General features: G+C 44.7%; 20 protein-coding genes. 12 read left to right on the plus strand and 8 right to left on the minus strand.

All coding sequences use genetic code 11. The features are described 5' to 3' along the window. The first annotated feature begins 40 nt into the window (after positions 1-40). From ODZ53_RS20900 to ODZ53_RS20910, 3 genes are all read left to right on the plus strand, one after another. Complete coding sequence (locus tag ODZ53_RS20900) at positions 41-664, plus strand: hypothetical protein (RefSeq protein WP_372679734.1); 624 nt, start codon at positions 41-43, stop codon at positions 662-664. Between the two features lie 505 nt (positions 665-1,169). After that, positions 1,170-1,829 carry a uridine kinase family protein gene (locus tag ODZ53_RS20905; protein WP_372679736.1) on the plus strand — a complete coding sequence of 220 codons (660 nt, stop codon included), beginning with the start codon at positions 1,170-1,172 and terminating at the stop codon, positions 1,827-1,829. Between the two features lie 38 nt (positions 1,830-1,867). Then, positions 1,868-2,743, plus strand: a complete 876-nt coding sequence (locus tag ODZ53_RS20910) for a hypothetical protein (RefSeq protein ID WP_372679738.1) — start codon at positions 1,868-1,870, stop codon at positions 2,741-2,743. A 106-nt stretch (positions 2,744-2,849) separates the two neighbouring features. Here the strand turns inward: ODZ53_RS20910 and ODZ53_RS20915 are convergent, their stop codons facing one another. After that, positions 2,850-3,665, minus strand: coding sequence for a DUF4097 family beta strand repeat-containing protein (locus ODZ53_RS20915; protein ID WP_372679740.1), 816 nt, complete (start codon positions 3,663-3,665; stop codon positions 2,850-2,852). A 432-nt stretch (positions 3,666-4,097) separates the two neighbouring features. On the opposite strand from ODZ53_RS20915, the gene ODZ53_RS20920 reads away from it, so the two are divergent. The 9 genes from ODZ53_RS20920 (at position 4,098) to ODZ53_RS20960 (ending at position 15,331) form a co-directional block, all read left to right on the plus strand. Further along, a complete protein-coding gene (locus ODZ53_RS20920; RefSeq protein ID WP_173626976.1) occupies positions 4,098-5,117 on the plus strand; it encodes an ABC transporter substrate-binding protein in 1,020 nt (339 codons plus the stop codon). 20 nt (positions 5,118-5,137) lie between these two features. Further along, the gene (fhuB, locus tag ODZ53_RS20925; protein WP_372679790.1) at positions 5,138-7,198 is read left to right on the plus strand and encodes a Fe(3+)-hydroxamate ABC transporter permease FhuB; all 2,061 of its coding nucleotides are present in this window, start codon (positions 5,138-5,140) and stop codon (positions 7,196-7,198) included. 113 nt (positions 7,199-7,311) lie between these two features. Beyond that, positions 7,312-8,901, plus strand: coding sequence for a helix-turn-helix domain-containing protein (locus ODZ53_RS20930; protein ID WP_372679742.1), 1,590 nt, complete (start codon positions 7,312-7,314; stop codon positions 8,899-8,901). Between the two features lie 117 nt (positions 8,902-9,018). After that, entirely contained in the window at positions 9,019-10,044 is a 1,026-nt protein-coding gene (locus ODZ53_RS20935) for an ABC transporter substrate-binding protein (protein ID WP_372679744.1), read from the plus strand. Positions 10,045-10,296: 252 nt separating this feature from the next. Further along, a complete protein-coding gene (desA, locus tag ODZ53_RS20940; RefSeq protein ID WP_372679746.1) occupies positions 10,297-11,355 on the plus strand; it encodes a Delta(5) desaturase DesA in 1,059 nt (352 codons plus the stop codon). 63 nt (positions 11,356-11,418) lie between these two features. Continuing rightward, positions 11,419-12,561 carry a sensor histidine kinase gene (locus ODZ53_RS20945; protein ID WP_041749242.1) on the plus strand — a complete coding sequence of 381 codons (1,143 nt, stop codon included), beginning with the start codon at positions 11,419-11,421 and terminating at the stop codon, positions 12,559-12,561. Further along, on the plus strand, positions 12,558-13,157 hold the full coding sequence (locus ODZ53_RS20950) for a response regulator transcription factor (RefSeq protein ID WP_012684534.1): 600 nt from the start codon (positions 12,558-12,560) through the stop codon (positions 13,155-13,157). Before ODZ53_RS20945 ends, ODZ53_RS20950 begins: the two co-directional genes overlap by 4 nt. A 166-nt stretch (positions 13,158-13,323) precedes the next feature. Next, entirely contained in the window at positions 13,324-13,893 is a 570-nt protein-coding gene (locus ODZ53_RS20955) for a helix-turn-helix domain-containing protein (protein ID WP_372679749.1), read from the plus strand. 184 nt (positions 13,894-14,077) lie between these two features. Next, on the plus strand, positions 14,078-15,331 hold the full coding sequence (locus tag ODZ53_RS20960; protein WP_372679792.1) for a CynX/NimT family MFS transporter: 1,254 nt from the start codon (positions 14,078-14,080) through the stop codon (positions 15,329-15,331). A gap of 149 nt (positions 15,332-15,480) precedes the next feature. On the opposite strand, the gene ODZ53_RS20965 is transcribed toward ODZ53_RS20960, so the two are convergent. The 7 genes from ODZ53_RS20965 to ODZ53_RS20995 all read right to left on the minus strand — a co-directional run bounded on the left by ODZ53_RS20965 (position 15,481) and on the right by ODZ53_RS20995 (position 19,130). After that, on the minus strand, positions 15,481-16,047 hold the full coding sequence (locus ODZ53_RS20965) for a hypothetical protein (protein ID WP_372679751.1): 567 nt from the start codon (positions 16,045-16,047) through the stop codon (positions 15,481-15,483). Between the two features lie 193 nt (positions 16,048-16,240). Continuing rightward, positions 16,241-16,534 carry a spore coat protein gene (locus ODZ53_RS20970; RefSeq protein WP_016741119.1) on the minus strand — a complete coding sequence of 98 codons (294 nt, stop codon included), beginning with the start codon at positions 16,532-16,534 and terminating at the stop codon, positions 16,241-16,243. Positions 16,535-16,546: 12 nt separating this feature from the next. Continuing rightward, positions 16,547-16,741 carry a hypothetical protein gene (locus ODZ53_RS20975; protein ID WP_012684540.1) on the minus strand — a complete coding sequence of 65 codons (195 nt, stop codon included), beginning with the start codon at positions 16,739-16,741 and terminating at the stop codon, positions 16,547-16,549. Between the two features lie 30 nt (positions 16,742-16,771). Beyond that, entirely contained in the window at positions 16,772-17,908 is a 1,137-nt protein-coding gene (locus tag ODZ53_RS20980) for a zinc-dependent alcohol dehydrogenase (protein WP_372679754.1), read from the minus strand. A 15-nt stretch (positions 17,909-17,923) separates the two neighbouring features. Further along, positions 17,924-18,295: a spore coat protein gene (locus ODZ53_RS20985; protein WP_012684542.1), complete on the minus strand. Its 372-nt coding sequence runs from the start codon at positions 18,293-18,295 to the stop codon at positions 17,924-17,926. Between the two features lie 13 nt (positions 18,296-18,308). After that, the gene (locus ODZ53_RS20990) at positions 18,309-18,554 is read right to left on the minus strand and encodes a spore gernimation protein GerQ (RefSeq protein ID WP_188067117.1); all 246 of its coding nucleotides are present in this window, start codon (positions 18,552-18,554) and stop codon (positions 18,309-18,311) included. A gap of 222 nt (positions 18,555-18,776) precedes the next feature. Further along, a complete protein-coding gene (locus ODZ53_RS20995; RefSeq protein ID WP_142498677.1) occupies positions 18,777-19,130 on the minus strand; it encodes a DUF805 domain-containing protein in 354 nt (117 codons plus the stop codon). Between the last annotated feature and the right edge of the window lie 2 nt (positions 19,131-19,132).

Genomic DNA, 19,132 nt, shown 5'->3' on the forward strand with positions numbered 1-19,132 from the left:
ATACCTAGGAAAGAAATCATAAACACGAAGGAGAATTGGTATGAAAATAAACCTTAAAAAAACATCCGTACGTTTGGCAGCTTTAGGATTGGCTACTGCGATTTCCCTATCTGGAGCTTTAGTAGTAAGTGCAAATGAAAACCCAACTAAAAAGACTGTAGCTCAAAATCAAGAATTGTATGCAGGAACTTACAAAAAGCTCTCAGCTTCCGAAGCTCTTGCCGACAAGGCTGTGAAAGCAGCAATCGATAACGTCTATGCACAGTTTTCAGAAACAAAATCTTATGAGATCAGTGCTTATCAAGATGTGGTTTCAAAAGGTGAGTATGATAAGTATGTTATTAGACTTGAAAAAGATTCAAAAAACTTTTTTCACTTTGCAATAGATTCGAAAACGGGGAACCTCAGCTATACCATACAATCATTGGATGCTGCTACAGTTCTATCATACCCAAATGTAAAACCCGGGGTAGATAAATTCTATGCCTCACATCCAGAAGCAAAATCCTATGTGATTTCAAGTGCCAATATTGTAGACAACTTTGTAGGCAAATTTAGCAGATATAACCTTACGTTTACTGGAAAAGATCCCAAACAATCTATCACGATTGGAATAGATGCGAAAACGGGAGAGATTATTCCTACGAAAAAGCAAGAGCTCTAGGAATTAGTGTTGTAGACTGAACCTGTTGAGATGCCAAAGTTGTTTTTGAGTGAGGCTATCTAGAAAGTCGGCGTAGACTGACTTTCTAGATAGCCCCTTTACGTTTTATCACGACCATAAGGCTTTGGTTGCTTGAACTATCCTGCCCGTAGTGTAATGATCCTGCGAGTCTAAGTGATCAAAGATAATAATGTTTTAGACTGAGAAAATATAGTATTAGCCTGACTTTCGGACATTACGCTAACGGGCAGGATAGTTGAGCAACGCTCTTCGAGTGTACGGCTTGTAAAGGATCAGGATACCTACAAAAGCGAGAGTTATTGCTAAGCACGTAGGGGGAAACTTACGTAAATAGGTAGAAGGGATTGATTTTCTGCTACCGAATGAAAATTATATTTAAAAATGGGTATAGTGGGAATTTATACCTCCACTTTTAATTTCATGTATGATAAAGGGGAAGAATATTGCGCTTTTATTTCGTTAAACAATATTTAAGGGGGAAAAGATGGATAAGTTATTACAAGATATCATAAATTGGATCAGAATGGCTGATGATCAGATTATTGTTGGTGTTTCAGGACATGGAGCTGCTGGAAAAACAACGTTTACTAAGCGGCTCGTAAACCTACTAAATCAAAATGAAGTGAATTACATTAATACAGATTCGTATATGGTTAGTTCGAACATACGAAAGCATACAATTATCGACTATACATATCAAAACGAAAATCACCGTTATAAAATGACTGCTTGTCATCCATCAGCACATCATTTACCTTCTTTAGAAAGAGATGTTCAGATGGTTAGAGACGGTTTAGATTTATATACGATAGATGCTCATTATGTGAAGAGCGAGTTAATCTCCTCAAAAAACAAAGTAACGATTGTTGAAGGAATGAGTGTTGCATTTATTAAACCTGATTTATTTGATTTAAAAATTTACTTTTATACAGATGGTGAAACGGAATTAAAGAGAAGATTGAGCCGTGATATTGTTGAAAGAGGAACCGATATCAACTATTTAAGGCAGTCACATGAAGAACGTCGGATTCAGTACGAAGTGTTTATGCATCCGTACAGTCAGCGGTTTGATATTATTATCAAAGCTTCTGATGAAGGAGTATGTCTAGAAAAAAATACATTTGATTTTAAATTATTCAGCTAACGGGTTCATTAGTTAAATAAATAAGGAGAAGTTTTCTGATGAATATCGAGTTGAGACGTTTGCTCGAAGAAGATCAAAGTGATTTAAAGAATACCCCAGTTGATCGTGTAGAAAGAGATATGTTAAGGAGGAATCGGGTACGAGGAATTCTTTCCGAAGGAGGGGTGACTGAAGGCATTGATTTTTTTCACGCTGCGTTAATCTTCCAACATGGTGATTCATTAGATGATTGGTTTCAAGCGCATGAATTAGCTAAGAAAGCAAGTGAGCTCGGATATCACGAAGCAAGATGGCTCGCTGCTGTAGCACTGGATAGATGGCTTGTCTGGCAAGGTATTCCAGCAAAATATGGTAATCAGTTGATTTCTTTTGGTGGCACCTATCGTTTACCATGTGTTGATCCAGCCACAACAGATGAAGAGCGGAAAAAGTGGGGAATAGCTACTCTCGCTGATTTACTTGCGTTTCATGGTCTTCGTGGCTTTGCTTCGTTAGAAAAAGAAAATATTGTTTCAGCAGCTGTTGAAGGATTTCAAATTAACGTGGTTAGACTTGAGCGTCATCTCGTCCATAGCCCGAAATTAGAAGGTGTTCTCTGCGGTTTTGATGAAGAAAATCGTACTATCTTGAAAAACTCATACGGCTGGCGCTGGGTTATTAATAATATGGGGGATTTTATCACCTGCTGGCTTTCTTTTCCTTATGCCCCTAAGATAGCCCATATCATAACTAGTGAAGAATCTCCCACTTTCGAAATAACCGAGTACCAGGACCGTCCTGCAATATGGGTTAAGTGCAATGGTTTGTTGACCCTTTATTTTTTAAAGCGAGACGAAATTTGGGCTGTTTCAGGTCGTGATCGTAATGATATAGTAAAAATTTCGAGCAAGGTTGGGATGCGTACTGGAACATAGTATTACAGAGTGGGCTCAAGTATCCATTCGTCTGTTGATCTAATAATGGATGCTAACAATACCAGGCCTGATCATGATTATGGCAAGCCTGGTACGATGATGACACTTATTTTTTGAATAGAATTTCGCCCACTTGTGTGGAGATGTTGAGGGTTGCATTCTCGGATTGAGCCTCACCCACATATCCATGGAGTTCTTTGGAAACAACCGATGTGGTATTTGTTGCTTTTTCAAGATTAACCTGATTATCAATATTCCCCATTTCAGTTGATAAACTTACATATAGAGGTGCTAATTGATCCGGTAGAGCGAATTCTACGTTTCCAAGGTTAGTAGATATGTTACTGCTTTCCTTGCCAATGACATCCGTTACGGTGATGTTGCCAGCATTGCTGCTCACATTTAAATGTTGGACCGACAATTCTGACTCAATGAATATGTTGCCAACTTCATTAACTATCTCAAGGGATTTGAAGTCTTTATAAGGAAGATGGATTGTTAAGGATGGCAATGGATCCGTATTTATCAACTTCTTTTGTTCCTGTTTAAGCATAATCTGTAATGTTCCATCTTGCATCGATGTAGTCACGTTGGTATCTATTCCTTGTGAACTGCCCTTGGATAATTCCCATTCTGCTTGAGTGATTTGTTTGTCTCCTATGACTTTAACTATAGCAGCGTTACTCTGAATTTTTAGGGAATGAATGTTAGTTACATCTATTTGAGAAATATCTCCTTTTCCTGCATTCGAGACATTCTTAATGTCCGATGTTTCTGAATTTGCAATTGTGTTCGTCGGTATAGAGGCGTTTTGCTGGGAAGAACTTTGTGTACTAGTGACGGAGGATTCCTTCGTACATCCAGCGATTCCGATACTGGCAGCGGCCAGGAGAATCATTGCTAACTTCATGTTCTTGTTCAAACGTTTATCTTCCTTTCTGCTGCATATGCTAGACAGACCGTCATTTCAAATTACGTGATCTTGTTTGTACATTAATCGTACAGTGGTCAGAAAGATTTGGTAACGGACTTTGGCTTGAATAAGAACTGGACTTAAGTCTAGAAGAGCCTCCGCCTTTAAACCTAGAGGCACATGATGAATCGAATAGCGTAATAAAACAGCGGCGAGTCTAAGACTTTTTTCAAGTCCTAGGTCGCTGCTGTTTTATTATTATTCGGGTTCAGTCTAAAACGAATTTTTCTGAGTCTGGAGATTTTTTTAAGACTTTGAACACATCTCACCGTTGACAAAGATAATGATAATCATTATCATAATCAATGGTTGATTGGAAATCATGTCCATCATCCTTTCTCATTCGGTGTAACACCTAGAAAAGTAAGGGGGAATTTTTTCATGCGTCTTATAAAACTACCAGTGATGCTTGTATTTATGTCTGCGATGCTGTTACTTGCTGCTTGCGGTAACGCAGGGTCAACGGCACAATCTGGTTCCAACCAAGCTGCTACAGCTCAACCTGACGCGGCGAAGCCGGCAGAAGAGCAAGTGCGCACAGTGAAGCACATGATGGGAGAGTCGACTATCAAAGGTACTCCTAAGCGTATCGTTGCATTGGAATGGAGCTCAGCAGAGCATTTGTTGGCTCTTGGTATTCAGCCTGTAGGGATTGCAGATATTCCGAATATGAAAAAATGGGTCAAACTCCCGGTGGAGATTGCTCCAGAAGTAGTGGATGTAGGGAGTCGTACTTCCCCGAACCTGGAATCGATCATGATGTTAAAGCCAGATTTGATTATCGGTATTAAACGAAATGTAGAAGCCAATTACGACGAAATGAGCAAAATTGCTCCAACGATTGCTTTTGATACGAATCCTGCTGAAGGTCAGGGATCACAGTATGATCGAATGATCGAGATTTTCAAGCAAATTGCGGATATTACGGGTAAAAATGCAGAAGCTGAAGCTGCTTTGAAAGACCTCGACAAGACTTATGCGGAAGCAAAAGAAAAGCTAACCAAAGCTGGTGCAGATAAAGTTCCATTTGTCCTCGCGATGGGCTACAGCAGCCAAAATGCAGTAGAATTCCGTTTGTCTACGGATAACTCTACAGCAGCAAGCATCTTGATAAATATTGGTCTGACAAATAAGTATAAGCCTAAGAAATTTGAGCAAACAGGAATGACACTGGCAGATGTGGAGGCACTTCCAGCGTTGCAGGATGCGAATTTCCTCCATATCATTCAAAATGATGACAACGTGATTGAGAATCAATTGAAAAACAACCCAGTTTGGAACGGCCTTACTTTTGTGAAAGAAAATCGCGTCTATGCGCTGGGCGGAGATTTGTGGCCGTATGGTGGTACCATGTCTGCAAAGATTCTTGCGAATAAAGCTGTTGATCTGTTGGCAAAATAATGAGTTTAGCCAAAAATAAAATGTTCACACGAACTGACATCACTCCAGCCATTTCCTCACCAAGAGGGGGCTGGAGATTGTTCTTGATGTTAGGGAGTGGACTTGTCGCTCTGTTCGTGCTTACATTTGTCAGTTTGACACAGGGGATGGCAGACATTTCTCTGCGTTCTGTTATTCAGGCCATTATTGCTCCGCAGGACATTTCCGATCACCATATGATACAAGGTGTCAGGCTTCCGAGAACGGTCATGGGGCTTTTGTCTGGTGCAGCATTGGCGATTACCGGAGCTTTGATGCAGACAGTGACACGAAACCCGCTCGCTTCGGAAACGACATTGGGAGTAAATGCGGGTGCCTATTTCTTCGTGGTGTTCGGGATGGTTTTTTGGCCATCATTCTTGCATGACCACCCGCTTCCATTTGCGATGGCGGGCGGAATACTCGCAGCCGTTACCGTATACTTCATGTCTGGCGGGCGAAAAGGCACGCCTGTGCGTGTGGCATTATCCGGGATGATCGTCACCTTGGTGTACTCCTCCTTGACGAGTGCCATCATCTTGTTTAACGAAGAAACGACAAATGGCATTTTCCTCTGGGGCTCGGGCTCCCTGAAGCAAAATGACTGGTCGGGTGTAGAATTCAGTTGGCCTTGGATTGTAGCTGGGATTTTAATCAGCTTTTTTATGGCCAGGCAGCTTGATGTACTTAGCCTTAATGAAGAAACGGCGAAGTCATTGGGGCAAAAGGTGGCAAAAACACGGCTTTTCACCATGTTTATTGCGATCTTGGTTACGTGCGTTAGTGTCAGTGTGGTCGGTCCAATCGGTTTCATCGGACTCGTGGCTCCGCATCTGGTGCGATTGTCAGGCATCACCCAGCATAGATGGCTGCTGCCGTTATGTGCCATCTGGGGGGCAGCGCTGCTTGTGGCTTCTGATACGATTGCACGTATGTTCATCAATCATTATGGTGAACTTCCGGCAGGAGCCATCACGGCTGCTATTGGTGGCCCATGGTTGATTTGGCTGGCTTTGCGTGTCTCGCGCAGTATGACTGCTGGGACTGGAGGCTCGATGAGTGTCGGTGGAGCACAACGCAAAGTTTCGTATCCATTGATTGTGTCTATGCTTACGGTGCTGCTCGTGGTTGTTTGGATGCTCAGCTTGTCTAGCGGAAACTTGTACCTGCCCTGGACGGAGATCATCGCCATTTTCATGGGACAAGGAAACGAGATGTACAGTCAATTGGTGTTGGAGCTTCGGATGCCGCGACTGTTGACAGCGATGTTGGCAGGTGTAGCACTCGCGATCAGCGGAAGTCTCATGCAGAGTGCAGTACGTAATCCACTGGCTGATCCGCAGATTGTCGGTGTCACGAGTGGTGCGGGTGTAGGGGCGATTATCGTGCTCCTCGTGCTTCCTCAATTCTCGGCTTGGATGCCGCTTGGGGCTGTTGCAGGGGGAATCATCTCCGCTGCGATTGTGTATGCAGTCTCTTGGAGAAGGGGACTCAATCCAATCATCTTGACGCTAGTTGGAATTGCGGTTTCTGCCGCAGGTGCCGCCCTTATTAATATCTTAATCGTACATTCGATGATCTTGGCAGCGCCTGCACTCACTTGGCTGGCAGGAAGTACATACGGGCGGGGATGGATGGAAGTAGGCCGCCTGTTGCCTGCGATCCTCGTTTTAGCACCGATCGCGTGGTGGTTAGGACGTCGTGTTGACCTCTTGTCATTTAACGACGAGAGTTCGACTGGATTGGGGTTACAGGTGCGGGTGACGAGGTTGTCTGTGGCAGTCATTGCCGTGTTACTCGCTTCAGCGGCAGTTGCCAGTGTCGGAGCCGTAGGATTTATCGGCCTTCTCGCTCCACATGCAGCACGTATGCTGGTTGGCCCCCATCATCGCCGTGCAGTCGTCGTCTCAGCCATGCTTGGAGCTGTATTGTTGGCTGCTTCTGATTTGCTAGGAAGGATCGTCATGATTCCGAAAGATATTCCGGCGGGGGTCGTGGTGGCGTTGCTAGGCGCGCCCTATCTGTTCTTGCTGATGTTCCGTTCGAATCGTTCCTTACAATAGACGTGGGCAAGTACTTGCCAAATACAAAGATCTCCAACATGATGAAAGTAGAACAGGCTGATTCCGGCAATCAGCTTGTCTACTTTTTCTTGCTATTCCGGTGATAGAAGGATGTGAATCCGTTGACGATTAATCAAGATTATCCTGGCTTTTTGATGATCGCCTTTCGCAAACAGCGATTGAAAAATTTTCACCTGCGTCAGGTGGAGATAAACACCCATGTCCTTTGCTATGTGGCAGAAGGAAGTGCAGAGATGACGGTTGATGGTCAAAAGCAGGTGCTCGACACCGGAAAGCTCTTGTTGTTGCACCCGACGACGAAGATAGAAGAATTGCGGTGCCAATCAGGACCGTTGCACATATACAGGCTGCATTACGCAGAAGCGAGACACGATCAGCACGAGAGCGCTCCCGAGAGGAAAGAAGTCGAGGTTTTGGCTGCCTCTACACCCGCCTCATTTCTTACGGTATTGGAGGAGCTCTCGCAATTGACACGAAAACAGGACTACTCTTCTTTTTTGCGGAGCCAAGCGTTGCTCTACGAGCTGCTTGGTGTTGTTTATGATGAACAGAAAAAGAAAGAGGAAAAGGGCATTGGAGCAATTGAGGAGACCATCGCCTACATGCAAAAACACTACCGCGAGTCACTGGAATTGGGAAGCTTGCCGAGTCTGGCGGGGTTGACCCCCAGCTCTTATTGCCGTGCTTTCAAACGTGTGACGGGAATGACACCCGGGGAGTATTTGACTGGGCTGCGGATGGAGCATGCCAAGGAGCTGCTTGCCCATTCTGGAGGAAGCGTGAAGGATGTAGCTCGTAACGTAGGTTATACCGATGAGCTGTATTTTAGTAGACTCTTCAAAAAACGCGAAGGATTGTCGCCGCAAATATATATGAAGCAAAGTGACCAGCGGGTAGTCGTGGTCAGCAAGCTGTTTTTGCAGGATCATTTTCTTGCGATGGGAATTCAGCCGATTGCTGCCCCCTCCTTCCCGAACTACTTTGAAACGAGGACGGGCTTTCCTTCTTATTTACAGCAAAAGCTGCGCGGGACAAAAGCATTGAATGCAGAGCAGTTTATCGATCCGAAAGAAATTTTGAGGTTGTCGCCTGATGTGATTGTCAGGATGAATTTTTTCCACAATCGGGAGGCAGGAGACTGGGAGAAAATAAGAGGAACGATCTTTTTTGACGGTTATCCGAATTGGATTGACTACCAAACCAGATTGGCGACGCTCTTCAAGAAAGAGAGTCAGGCAGAGATAATCATCAAGCACATCGACAACGTGGAAAAACAAGCAAGAGATGCACTGTTGCCGGTTACACGCAAGGGTGAATGGACGATGATTCGCGTCCTTGCGGATGAGGTGCGCCTGTATGGTGTAGAGGGGCACGCCCTCGCTGATTTGTTTTATCACAAGCTTGGATTTGCGCCTGATCCGAATGTGACCCATGCGGCCTATATACCAAATGCGCTCAACGATCTGATCGAATTAAACCCGGAGCGAATCATCGTGTTCTGGAGTGAACGGGAGCATGTGGCAGCACTGTGGAACAACCCGTTGTGGAGAGACATGCGTGCGGTGAGGGAAAACAAAGTGTACCATCCCGCCAATCACGAATGGGACCCATGGGGACCGTTTGGCAGAGAGCATACGATTCAAAGGAGCAAAGCATATTTTCTCCAGGCCGCACAGGGGTAATCTAGTCCATGGGAATTAGACAATCACGTCCATAGAAAAGTAAGAGGAGTCTCTATATACTATCAATTGATAATTGTTATCACTAAGTTGATAAGCAGAAGTGGGGGCATTCTCGATATGAAAAGTAAGACCAGTTTACGTACCATGCGCCACATCATGACCAGCTTCTTCGCACTGTGCTTGCTGGTTGTCCTTGCCGGTTGTGGAGGCAATGCCAACCAAGTTCAACAAGCGCCAGCTGCATCGGGCACGACGACTGAGGCTACTCCAACATCAGCACCAGCCGATTCCAATGAAGTACGTGAAGTGAAACATGCAATGGGTACCACTCCGATCAAGGGAACACCAGAACGCGTGGTAATTTTAACAAATGAAGGTACCGAAGCCTTGCTTGCACTTGGCGTTAAGCCAATCGCTGCTGTACAGTCATGGGATGAAGATCCTTGGTATCCTCACATCAAAGATGAGATGACAGGTGTAGAAGTGTTGGGCTTCGAAGACCAGCCGAATCTCGAAGCGATTGTAAGCCTGAGCCCTGATTTGATCATCGGGAACAAAGTACGTCATGAAAAAATTTACGATCAACTGTCCAAAATCGCTCCAACCGTATTCTCAGAAGAGCTGTCCGGTAGATGGAAAAGCAACTTCATGCTTTATGCAGAAGCACTAAACAAGAAGTCGGAAGGCGAGCAAGTCCTGAAAGAATTCGATGATCGTGTAGCTGCTGCGAAAGCAAAGCTTGGTCCGAAAGCTTCTACCAAAGTGTCCGTAGCGAAATTCTCCAAAAAAGGTGTACAAATCTATCAAAAAGATACCTTTAGCGGTGTGTTGCTCGATCAACTGGGACTCGCACGTCCAGCTTCCCAGGACGTAAACAACTTTGCAGAAATGATCAGTGAAGAAGGTATGTCCGCTATGGATGGGGACATCCTGTTCTACTGGGTAACGGAGCCAACGAAAGAATCTAAAGATGTTTCGAACAATGCGAAAAAATGGATGGAAAGCCCGGTCTTCCAATCTCTGAATGTGGCGAAGACCAATCAAGTTTACCAAGTAGACGAAACGGTTTGGAACAAAGCAGGCGGCATCAAGGCAGCGAATTTGCTGCTCGAAGATATCGTGAAGCGCCTCGATGGGAAGTAAGAACAATACGGCGTCAAAGCGAGAGACCTCATCCAAAGTATGGATGGGGTCTTTTCTTGGCATAATATGGGATAGCTGCTTAGTTTATGTACCTTAAATTTTCAAGTCGCTTGTTCAACCATGACATTTGTCATGTCTCCGACTTGACGTTTATGACTACAGCGGCCAGACGCTATTTTCTACAATATAGATAGAATATAGTGTCCGGCGCACTCCACGTTTCATGCGCTTCGGTCGAGGAGGAAACGATTGATGCATCAAGCCAACATTGCCGAGTTGAAAAAGAATGTTGCCCCCTTTGAAAAATCAGACATGAAAAAGAGTATCAGACAGCTAATCAATACGTTAGTTCCCCTGATTCTGCTCTGGTACGGAGCTTATCTCAGTCTATCTGTGTCCTATTGGCTGACGCTGCCTATCGTCATTGTTGCAGCTGGCTTCGTCATCCGTACCTTCATCATTTGCCACGATTGCTGCCACCAATCCTTTTTCAAAAATCGTTGGGCGAATGACATCGTGGGGACAATTACGGGTGTGATTACCCTCGTGCCGTATGAACAGTGGAAAAATAGTCACAATATTCACCATGCTACGAGCAGCAACCTCGACAAACGAGGCGTAGGCGATCTGTGGATGTTAACTGTTAATGAATATCTTGAAGCTCCTATCTGGCGTAAAATTGCTTATCGGCTGTATCGTAATCCGATTGTTATGTTTGGCTTGGGCCCAATTTTTGTCTTTTTGCTCCAATATCGCTTTAATGTAAAACGTGCTCGCCGCAAAGAGCGGTTGAATACGTATTTGACGAATGTGCTGCTGGTTGGTCTTTATGCGGTCTTAATCTGGGCGGTTGGCTGGCAAGCATTTCTGCTGATTCAAGGTCCGATCTTTTTTGTCTCAGGATTGTTTGGGATTTGGCTGTTTTATGTACAGCATACGTATGAGGATTCGTATTTTGAGAACGAAGAAGAGTGGAGCTACGTGAAAGCAGCAGTAGAAGGAAGCTCCTACTACAAGCTGCCAAAGGTTTTGCAATGGCTCACAGGCAATATTGGCTTTCACCACGTCCATCATTTAAGCCCACGGGTACCGAATTACAACCTGGAAAAAGCACATAACGAGACACCGCCGCTTCATATGGCGACAACGATTACACTGGCGGCCAGCGTGCAGTGCCTGCGTTTTCATTTATGGGATGAGAGCAACAAGCGCTTTGTGAGCTTCAAAGGCATCAAGCGATTGGCTGCTGTTCGATCTGAAGCGATCATGGATGCACTCCAAGGCTCCAAACCGAGTTTGGAAGGAAAATAAGCCTGCCATAAACCATTGAATTCCGATACACTTGAGAGAGTGGCGAAGAAAAGGTGGGCAAGGATGCAAAAGCAGAAGTGGTATCACATTCTTCAAAAAAATACGGGCTTGAGCCCTTATGTGTGGGTTGTCTTCTACATCCTGCCATTTTATTTCATTTTCCGGTCATCCTCGACGTACGAAGCGGTGATCGGAATCATCATGATCATTCTGTTTTTCATTTGCTATGTATTCTCCTTTCTGTCGAAGGGCTGGCTGATTTACTTTTGGACGGGTGTGCAGATCATCATATCCATCGCCATGACCTTGATGTTCGGCTATGTGTATTTCTCGCTCTTCTTGGCGTTTTTTATCGGGAATATCGAGAACAAGATCGGCTTTGTTACGCTGTACACGGTTCATTTGATTAGTACCGCCATATCGGTCAACATCGGTTTCTTTACCAAAAACGCGCAATTGATTGGCCAGCTTCCGTTTGTTTTGGTTAGCATGGTTGCTGTCATTCTCTTGCCCGTGACCACGTACAACTGGAATAAGCGCGAGAAGCTCCAGGGAGAGCTGGAGCATGCGAACAAGCGGATTTCAGAGCTAGTCAAGCTAGAGGAACGCCAACGCATTGCCCGTGACTTGCACGATACGTTGGGGCAGAAGCTCTCCCTGATTGGGTTGAAAAGTGATTTGGCGAACAAGCTGATCAACAAAAATCCTGCTCTTGCGAGAACGGAGCTGGAGGAAATCAGGCAAACGGCGCGAATCGCTTTGAAAGAAGTACGGGAAATGGTCACGCAAATGCGTGGGACGCGGCTTGAGGATGAGATGTTTCGGATCAAACAAATTTTCAAGGCAGCGGATATCGAGTTCGTGCTGGAAGGCGACACGAATCTGACTAATACTTCGCTGATGACAGAAAACGTGCTGTGCATGTGCCTGAAAGAAGCGGTCAACAATATTGTGAAGCATAGCAATGCCACTGCCTCCTCCATTGTCATCGAACCTACTCGTACCGATCTCGTTGTAAGTGTAACGGATAATGGCATTGGAATGGCGGAGGAATTGGTTTACCGGGGCAACGGTTTGCGTGGGATGAAGGAACGGCTGGAATTTGTCAACGGAAGCATGGAAATCCAGTCCTCAGTCTCTGGAACACAGCTAGTGATCCGGGTACCCAACATCTTCAAACAACCGGAACAGGAGGCGGGAAGATGATTCGCATTGTCATTGCAGAGGATCAGAGAATGCTCTTGGGAGCCCTTGCTTCCCTGCTTGATTTGGAAGAGGATATGAAGGTCGTCGGAAAAGCAAGTAATGGTGAGGATGCGGTCAAGCTCGTGCATCAGCATCAGCCCGACATTTGCATTATGGATATCGAAATGCCAGTAAAAAGTGGATTAGACGCTGCCGAGGAATTGAAAGGCAGCGGGTGCAAGGTGATGATTCTTACAACCTTTGCTCGCCCTGGTTACTTCGAACGAGCTCTGAAGGCAGGAGCAAACGGCTACTTGCTCAAGGACAGCCCGAGCGAAGAGCTGGCTAGCTCGATTCGCAGCATTATGGCTGGGAGGCGGATCTATGCGCCTGAGCTGGTCGATGAGGCATACGGGCAGGAGAATCCGCTGACGGAGCGGGAAAAGGAAGTCCTGCTTTTGGTCGCTGACGGGAAGAACACCAAGGAGATTGCCAGTCAGCTGTACATTACGACAGGGACTGTGCGGAATTACATCTCCGTCATTCTCGACAAGCTCGGTGTGAGCAATCGGATCGAGGCGATTATGCATTCAAAGGAAAAAGGCTGGTTTAAGTAGCAGACCAGCTGGAGAAGGCCCTTTCTGTTTTGGCAGGAAGGGTTTCTTTTTTATGGGGTTATGATTGATGATCTGGTATATTTAGTATGATTTCATTACTATCGTATAGGAATGCTACTAGCATATTTTTTATAGTTTCCATCGTGATGGTAAAGGGAGGCTTAACGTGAATCCAGAAACCGATGATCCTAAACAAGTTGTTTTACAGGTTGGAGGGGTATTAAAAAAAATTCGTAAAGAGAAGCATTTGAGCCTGGAAGATTTATCAGAATTATCAGGTGTGAGCAAGCTGACACTTGGAAATATTGAGCGTGGAGAAACCAACCCAACAATCGGGGTGCTGTGGAAAATTTCGAAATGCTTATCTATCCCACTCTTGGCGTTATTCTCAACCGAGAACAGTGTAAATCTGTCCAGAGCTGGGAAGGGACTTAGAATCGCTGGGGATAATAAAGATTGGGTCATTGAGCCAATCTTTCAAAACGTAAGTAATGAAATTGAAACGTATAGAGCTTATTTACAGCCGAATAGCTCATACTATCCAGAGAAGCACTACCACAATACAACGGAAATTGCGACGGTTATGTCAGGAACCCTTTCCATCCATGTAAATAATGAGTCATACGTCTTGAATCAGTATGATTCGATTAGTTTTTGTGCAGATGGCACGCATTCCTATATAAATCAGTCCGACGAGCTTGTTGTGCTCCATATTATATTGAAATACGGGGTCTAAAAATCGATCCCCTGTATGTTCATAGACTACCACGACTATGACCCTTTATTGACCGAATGGTTGCTAAAGGGTTATTAGTTGTATTATAGTATATGTTGTTTATTAAAAAGTATATTATAATATACTTTTTCTTCGGTTTCGTATTAACTCCTGTATCCAATCTAATAGACAAAGAGGGAAAATGATGAACACGCAAGAGATGAAATCAAAACCAAATGTTTCCAGATCAGCAGTTTGGGTGGTTATTGTAGGAATCATATTTATTGCAGCTAATTTACGGGCTCCTTTAACCTCGGTAGGGCCTCTAGTTGGTCTTATTAGGGACGATGTTCATATTTCGAATACGCTGGCAGGTATGATTACCACATTGCCCCTATTAGCTTTTGCACTTTTTTCTCCTATTGTTCCTAAATTAGGACGAAGGTTTGGAGTAGAAGGAATCATTCTAATTTCCATCATCCTTCTCACTTTTGGGGTTATTTTGCGTTCTTTCTCAGGAATCGGTACTTTATATATCGGTACCGCTGTTCTTGGATTGGCAATTTCCGTTTCTAATGTATTGTTGCCAAGTCTTATAAAGCGGGAGTTTCCTAGACAAATTGGTTTAATGACTGGTGTATATTCCATTTCTATGAATTTATTAGGGGCAATTGCATCTGGTATTAGTGTTCCCATTGCAGTTGGATTAGGAGTTGGATGGCGAGGGGCGTTGGGAATATGGGCCATTCTTAGTTTGGTATCCGTATTATTTTGGTTACCTCAAATGAAACGCCGCAATAGGGAAACAGCCACGATTCAAAATCAATCGGCGGATAGTAGTGTGAATATATGGCGTTCCGCACTAGCATGGCAAGTAACCTTGTTTATGGGACTCCAATCTACGTTTTTCTATGTACTAATCACATGGCTACCTGAAATCTTAAAACAACAAGGAATAAGTTCAGATCAAGCTGGTTGGTTCCTATCCGTTATGCAGTTAGCCTTGCTTCCCTTTACTTTTATCGTTCCGATTATCGCTGGGCGTATGTCCAGCCAACGTTTATTAGTTACGATTACGGCCATTCTTCTTTTAATGGGAACGCTTGGATTACTTTACGGTAGCGCGAATTTCATTGTTTGGTGGATCATCATGCTCGGAATTGGTGGAGGTTTTGCATTTAGTTTATCGATGATGTTTTTTGGTTTACGTACAGAGAATGCTCAACAGGCTGCAGAGCTGTCCGGTATGGCTCAATCAGTTGGATACCTGCTTGCCGCAATAGGCCCGACCCTTTTCGGATATCTGCATGATGCAACGGATAGCTGGACGGTTCCCCTTCTACTTTTGGTTTGTGCGTCAATCTTGCTCTTTGTATTTGGTCAAGGTGCAGCTAGAAATCGTTCTATTGGTTCAAAAGCAACGATTCCACCGAGTAACACTCCGCCAAAAGCGAAGTAAGCAAACCAGGCGTGCACTTTTAGCTTTCCCAGCCTATGGTCAAAAAGAAAAGGAAACAAGCTGACGTCGATTGGGTTTCGACGTCAGCTTGTAGATGAGAGGATGCTATGTTTTTATCTATTATGGATACAGTTATCCAATTGGTCTGATTAGCCTAAATGTTTGATCAGGTTCATATTCCCAGAACTTCTGATCACAATCCATCCGTTAGGAATAGGCGAGCCTAGCATCACCCATACCTCCTGATTAGAGGGAGCGTTGTTCAGATTTTTAAGCAGGTTCATGGTTCCGGTACTTCTGATCACAACCCATCCGTCAGGCATAGGGGAGCCGAGCATTACCCAAACTTCCTCATTAGAAGAGGCGCTGTTCAGATTTTTAAGCAGGTTCATGGTTCCAGTACTTCTGATGACGACCCATCCAGGTGGCATAGGGGAACCGAGCATGACCCAAACTTCGTAACCAGCCGGAGCATTGTTCATATCCTTAATCAGGTTCATGGTTCCGGTACTTCTGATGACGACCCATCCGTTTGGAATAGGGGAGCCGAGCATGACCCAGACTTCCTGACCAAATGCGGCATTTTTGATTATTGTTTTTGCGGAGGCTGGCGCCTTCTTCTGTAAAGGTAGAGCGGTCCCATGGGCTTCTGCGGCTAAACATGGTACAGCCACAACTGAGCTTAATGTCAGGATGATCAAGGCTTTCTTAAACATGAACATCAACCTTTCTTGACAATGGTAATGTAGCTCTGAAACGCTCATCGAGTGGATGCTATGAGATGTATCATCGCCCCTCCCCAAAAATGCCTATATATACCATTTTATAGGATAAACATCTCTTTTACTTTAGGAGATATTGTCGAATAGTAGACAAAATATAAAAAGCACCCAAAAAGGGTGCTTCACTTCACGGAAGATGTAACGCGGTCTGGATATTTTGCTGATCCAATTCAATCTGCTCGGCAATATTCCATGGATGGTACCAGCCTCGCTCAATCATGTATAGGCTGATCTTTTCGTGCAAATCGATTGCTTCTTCCAATTGCTTGGTTAGTGTTGCTTTAATTTCCGGGGTGCCTGTTTCTGTCAGTGCCATCGCATAGTTCCGTACACCGCTCTTTGCGGAGATGAGAAAGTCCATGGCGATTACTTGATCCGTCAGGCCACCCATACCAGCTAAGCTTTGAAGAATGCCAGTCATACGTTTGTCCCCCTATGAATTTGCTTTTGTCAGTAGAGAGCTCAGCTCCTGAAGCTGTCTGGTGGATACGAGAACATCGTCAGCCAAAAGCTGTCTCAACGTCTCATCGGAAACGAGGCCTTGCATTGTCTTGGACTTGGTCATGCAAATGGTTTTAAAAGTAGCAATTTCATGCAGTTCAAGCTGTTCGTGCAATCCGTAACTCATCGCAGAGGTACCCTCCTTCCCATCATTTGATCAAGGCTTAAGAACGACTTTGATGCAATTGTCTGTTTTCGTATCAAACACTTCGTATCCACGCTTTGCTTCACCCAAGGGAATGACGTGTGTGATGATGTCGCCTGGATCGACTTTTCCGGTGGTAATGAGCTCATACATATAGGGCATGTAGTGGATCACAGGAGCTTGTCCGGAACGTATGTTGACATTGCGCTGCATGATGTCTCCAAGAGGGAAGGCATTGTAGCGCCCGCCATAAACACCGGTAATTTGGATCGTACCGCCTTTGCGGACTGCTTGGGAAGCGATGACGATTGCCCCCATAGCGCCTCCTTGTAGCTTCAAGCCACTCGCTAGAAACTCCAGGGCTGACATTTTTCCATCCATACCAACAGCATCGATGACAACATCAGCGCCACCCTTCGTGATTTCTTTCAGGTAGTTACCGATATTTTCCTTTTGCTCAAAGTTAACGATTTCTACGTTGTTCGTACGTTTTGCATGTTGCAGGCGATACTCGATATAATCAACCGCGATCACACGTTTTGCACCTTTCAGCCAGCAAAACTTTTGGACAAGAAGACCTACGGGTCCGCAGCCCAGAACGATCACGGTATCCCCGTCTTTGACACCTGCGTTATCTACGCTCCAATAGGCAGTTGGCATGGCATCGGCAATCAAGCACAGCTTTTCATCCTCTACTTCGCAGCTTTCAGGTAGCTTGAAATGGGTAAAGTTCGCAAACGGCACCCGCAAATACTCTGCCTGTCCCCCAGGATAACCGCCTGTTGTACCGGAATATCCGAAAAAACCACCCATATCGCCATTCTCGTTTGAATTGTCACATTGGCTTTCTAAATGGTTTTTGCAATAAAAGCATTCGCCGCAAGCGATCGTAAATGGAATAATGACGCGATCGCCCTTTTTCAGCTTGGTTACACCAGGGCCAACCTCTTCGACAATACCCATTGGTTCGTGACCGATAATATAATCCTCTTGCAAATTGGGGATCATGCCATGAATTAAATGGAGATCGGATCCGCATATGGCAGTGCTTGTCAATTTCACGATCATATCATCGGGCTTTTCAAGCTTCGGATCGGGCACCTCTTTTACTACTACGTTTTTAATGCCTTGGTATGTAACAGCTTTCATCGATAAGTTCCTCCATCAGTGGTGTTCATCTGGTGTCCGATCGAACATGCTTTTTCGCGAAGTATCTTCAGGGAAAAGGTTCATTTGCCCGATTTGGATCGTTTCCAAGGCTGAGAGGTGGTCTAGTTGATACTGTTCATGAAGCTCGTAGGGATGGAACCATTTTTTACTGAGCATCAGCTCCGCGATTTCTTGATGGAGAGCGATTCCTTGGTGGAGTTGTTTCCGCAATACGGCTCTTGCTTCCGGAGTAATGGTTTCAGTCAGAGCGATTGCTGTGTTTCGGACGCCTTCCTTGGCACGAATGAGGAAGTCCATAGCAAAAGTCATATCTGCCTTCTCCGGCATGTTTAACGCGTTTATAGGATCTTGATAATCGTTGTTCATCGGATTTTCACCTTCAGTTTATGATGGGGGTCGGGCGAGTTTGCGGGATCGGTGCCTGGAAGGGTGCATTCTTGTAAATAGTCTGAAGCTCCTCGATTGCTTGCAAGGATTGTTCTACGTCTTTTTGCATCAGCGCTCGTAAATCCTGATCGAATACGATGCCTTGCATCAGCTTGGATTTGGCGAGACAGAGTGTTTTGAAGTTAAGTACTTCATGAATATCCAGTGATTCATGGGCAGCCAGCGTCTGTTTATTCATCGTACAATCCTCCTTTTGGGCGTTTTTACAGTTCTATTCTGTCCTATGCACATCTTGGTATTCGAAAGAAGTCTTCCGACGGGGTTTTTGTTTTCTGAATAGTCAGTACAAAAAGGGGGGTGGGTGTGTCACAAGTAAACAAAGGAGGGACGAGCATGGCAAAAGAGTTCTTTGAGCTAAAAATAAAAAACCTCTCCCTTATGAGGAGAGGCGATAGAGACATTAGAATGATTGCGAAGCTTTAGGATTCGCACCGTATTGGTTGTCTCCCTGGCTGTCTTGACACATGAAAACGATCAAGATAATTGCACCGATAAAAGGAATTAACCCAAGAAGCATCCACCAACCACTTCTTCCTGTATCGTGCAATCGGCGAGCAGTTACGCTCAAACTAGGCAGTAATACTGCTAGTGAATAGATATAGCCCAAAACAGATGCAGTACCAATTAATGAGTCTACGAGAGCAATTACCAGAGATACGATGATGTTGAACAAAGTGAACATCCAATATTCTTGACGTCTAGCTCTTCCTGTAAAAGCGACGTATTGTTTCAATACGCTTGTATACCAATGCATGA

It is taken from the genome of Brevibacillus sp. BD137 (assembly GCF_041644655.1).
GTDB classification, from domain to species: Bacteria; Bacillota; Bacilli; order Brevibacillales; family Brevibacillaceae; genus Brevibacillus; species Brevibacillus brevis_D.

Coding starts and splice junctions, on each gene's coding strand:
- ODZ53_RS20900 (WP_372679734.1), top strand. CDS start 41: ATGAAAATAAACCTTAAAAAAACATCCGTACGTTTGGCAGCTTTAGGA.
- ODZ53_RS20905 (WP_372679736.1), top strand. CDS start 1,170: ATGGATAAGTTATTACAAGATATCATAAATTGGATCAGAATGGCTGAT.
- ODZ53_RS20910 (WP_372679738.1), top strand. CDS start 1,868: ATGAATATCGAGTTGAGACGTTTGCTCGAAGAAGATCAAAGTGATTTA.
- ODZ53_RS20920 (WP_173626976.1), top strand. CDS start 4,098: ATGCGTCTTATAAAACTACCAGTGATGCTTGTATTTATGTCTGCGATG.
- fhuB (WP_372679790.1), top strand. CDS start 5,138: ATGTTCACACGAACTGACATCACTCCAGCCATTTCCTCACCAAGAGGG.
- ODZ53_RS20935 (WP_372679744.1), top strand. CDS start 9,019: ATGAAAAGTAAGACCAGTTTACGTACCATGCGCCACATCATGACCAGC.
- desA (WP_372679746.1), top strand. CDS start 10,297: ATGCATCAAGCCAACATTGCCGAGTTGAAAAAGAATGTTGCCCCCTTT.
- ODZ53_RS20945 (WP_041749242.1), top strand. CDS start 11,419: ATGCAAAAGCAGAAGTGGTATCACATTCTTCAAAAAAATACGGGCTTG.
- ODZ53_RS20950 (WP_012684534.1), top strand. CDS start 12,558: ATGATTCGCATTGTCATTGCAGAGGATCAGAGAATGCTCTTGGGAGCC.
- ODZ53_RS20960 (WP_372679792.1), top strand. CDS start 14,078: ATGAACACGCAAGAGATGAAATCAAAACCAAATGTTTCCAGATCAGCA.
- ODZ53_RS20965 (WP_372679751.1), bottom strand. CDS start 16,047: ATGTTTAAGAAAGCCTTGATCATCCTGACATTAAGCTCAGTTGTGGCT.
- ODZ53_RS20970 (WP_016741119.1), bottom strand. CDS start 16,534: ATGACTGGCATTCTTCAAAGCTTAGCTGGTATGGGTGGCCTGACGGAT.
- ODZ53_RS20975 (WP_012684540.1), bottom strand. CDS start 16,741: ATGAGTTACGGATTGCACGAACAGCTTGAACTGCATGAAATTGCTACT.
- ODZ53_RS20980 (WP_372679754.1), bottom strand. CDS start 17,908: ATGAAAGCTGTTACATACCAAGGCATTAAAAACGTAGTAGTAAAAGAG.
- ODZ53_RS20985 (WP_012684542.1), bottom strand. CDS start 18,295: ATGAACAACGATTATCAAGATCCTATAAACGCGTTAAACATGCCGGAG.
- ODZ53_RS20990 (WP_188067117.1), bottom strand. CDS start 18,554: ATGAATAAACAGACGCTGGCTGCCCATGAATCACTGGATATTCATGAA.
- ODZ53_RS20995 (WP_142498677.1), bottom strand. CDS start 19,130: ATGCATTGGTATACAAGCGTATTGAAACAATACGTCGCTTTTACAGGA.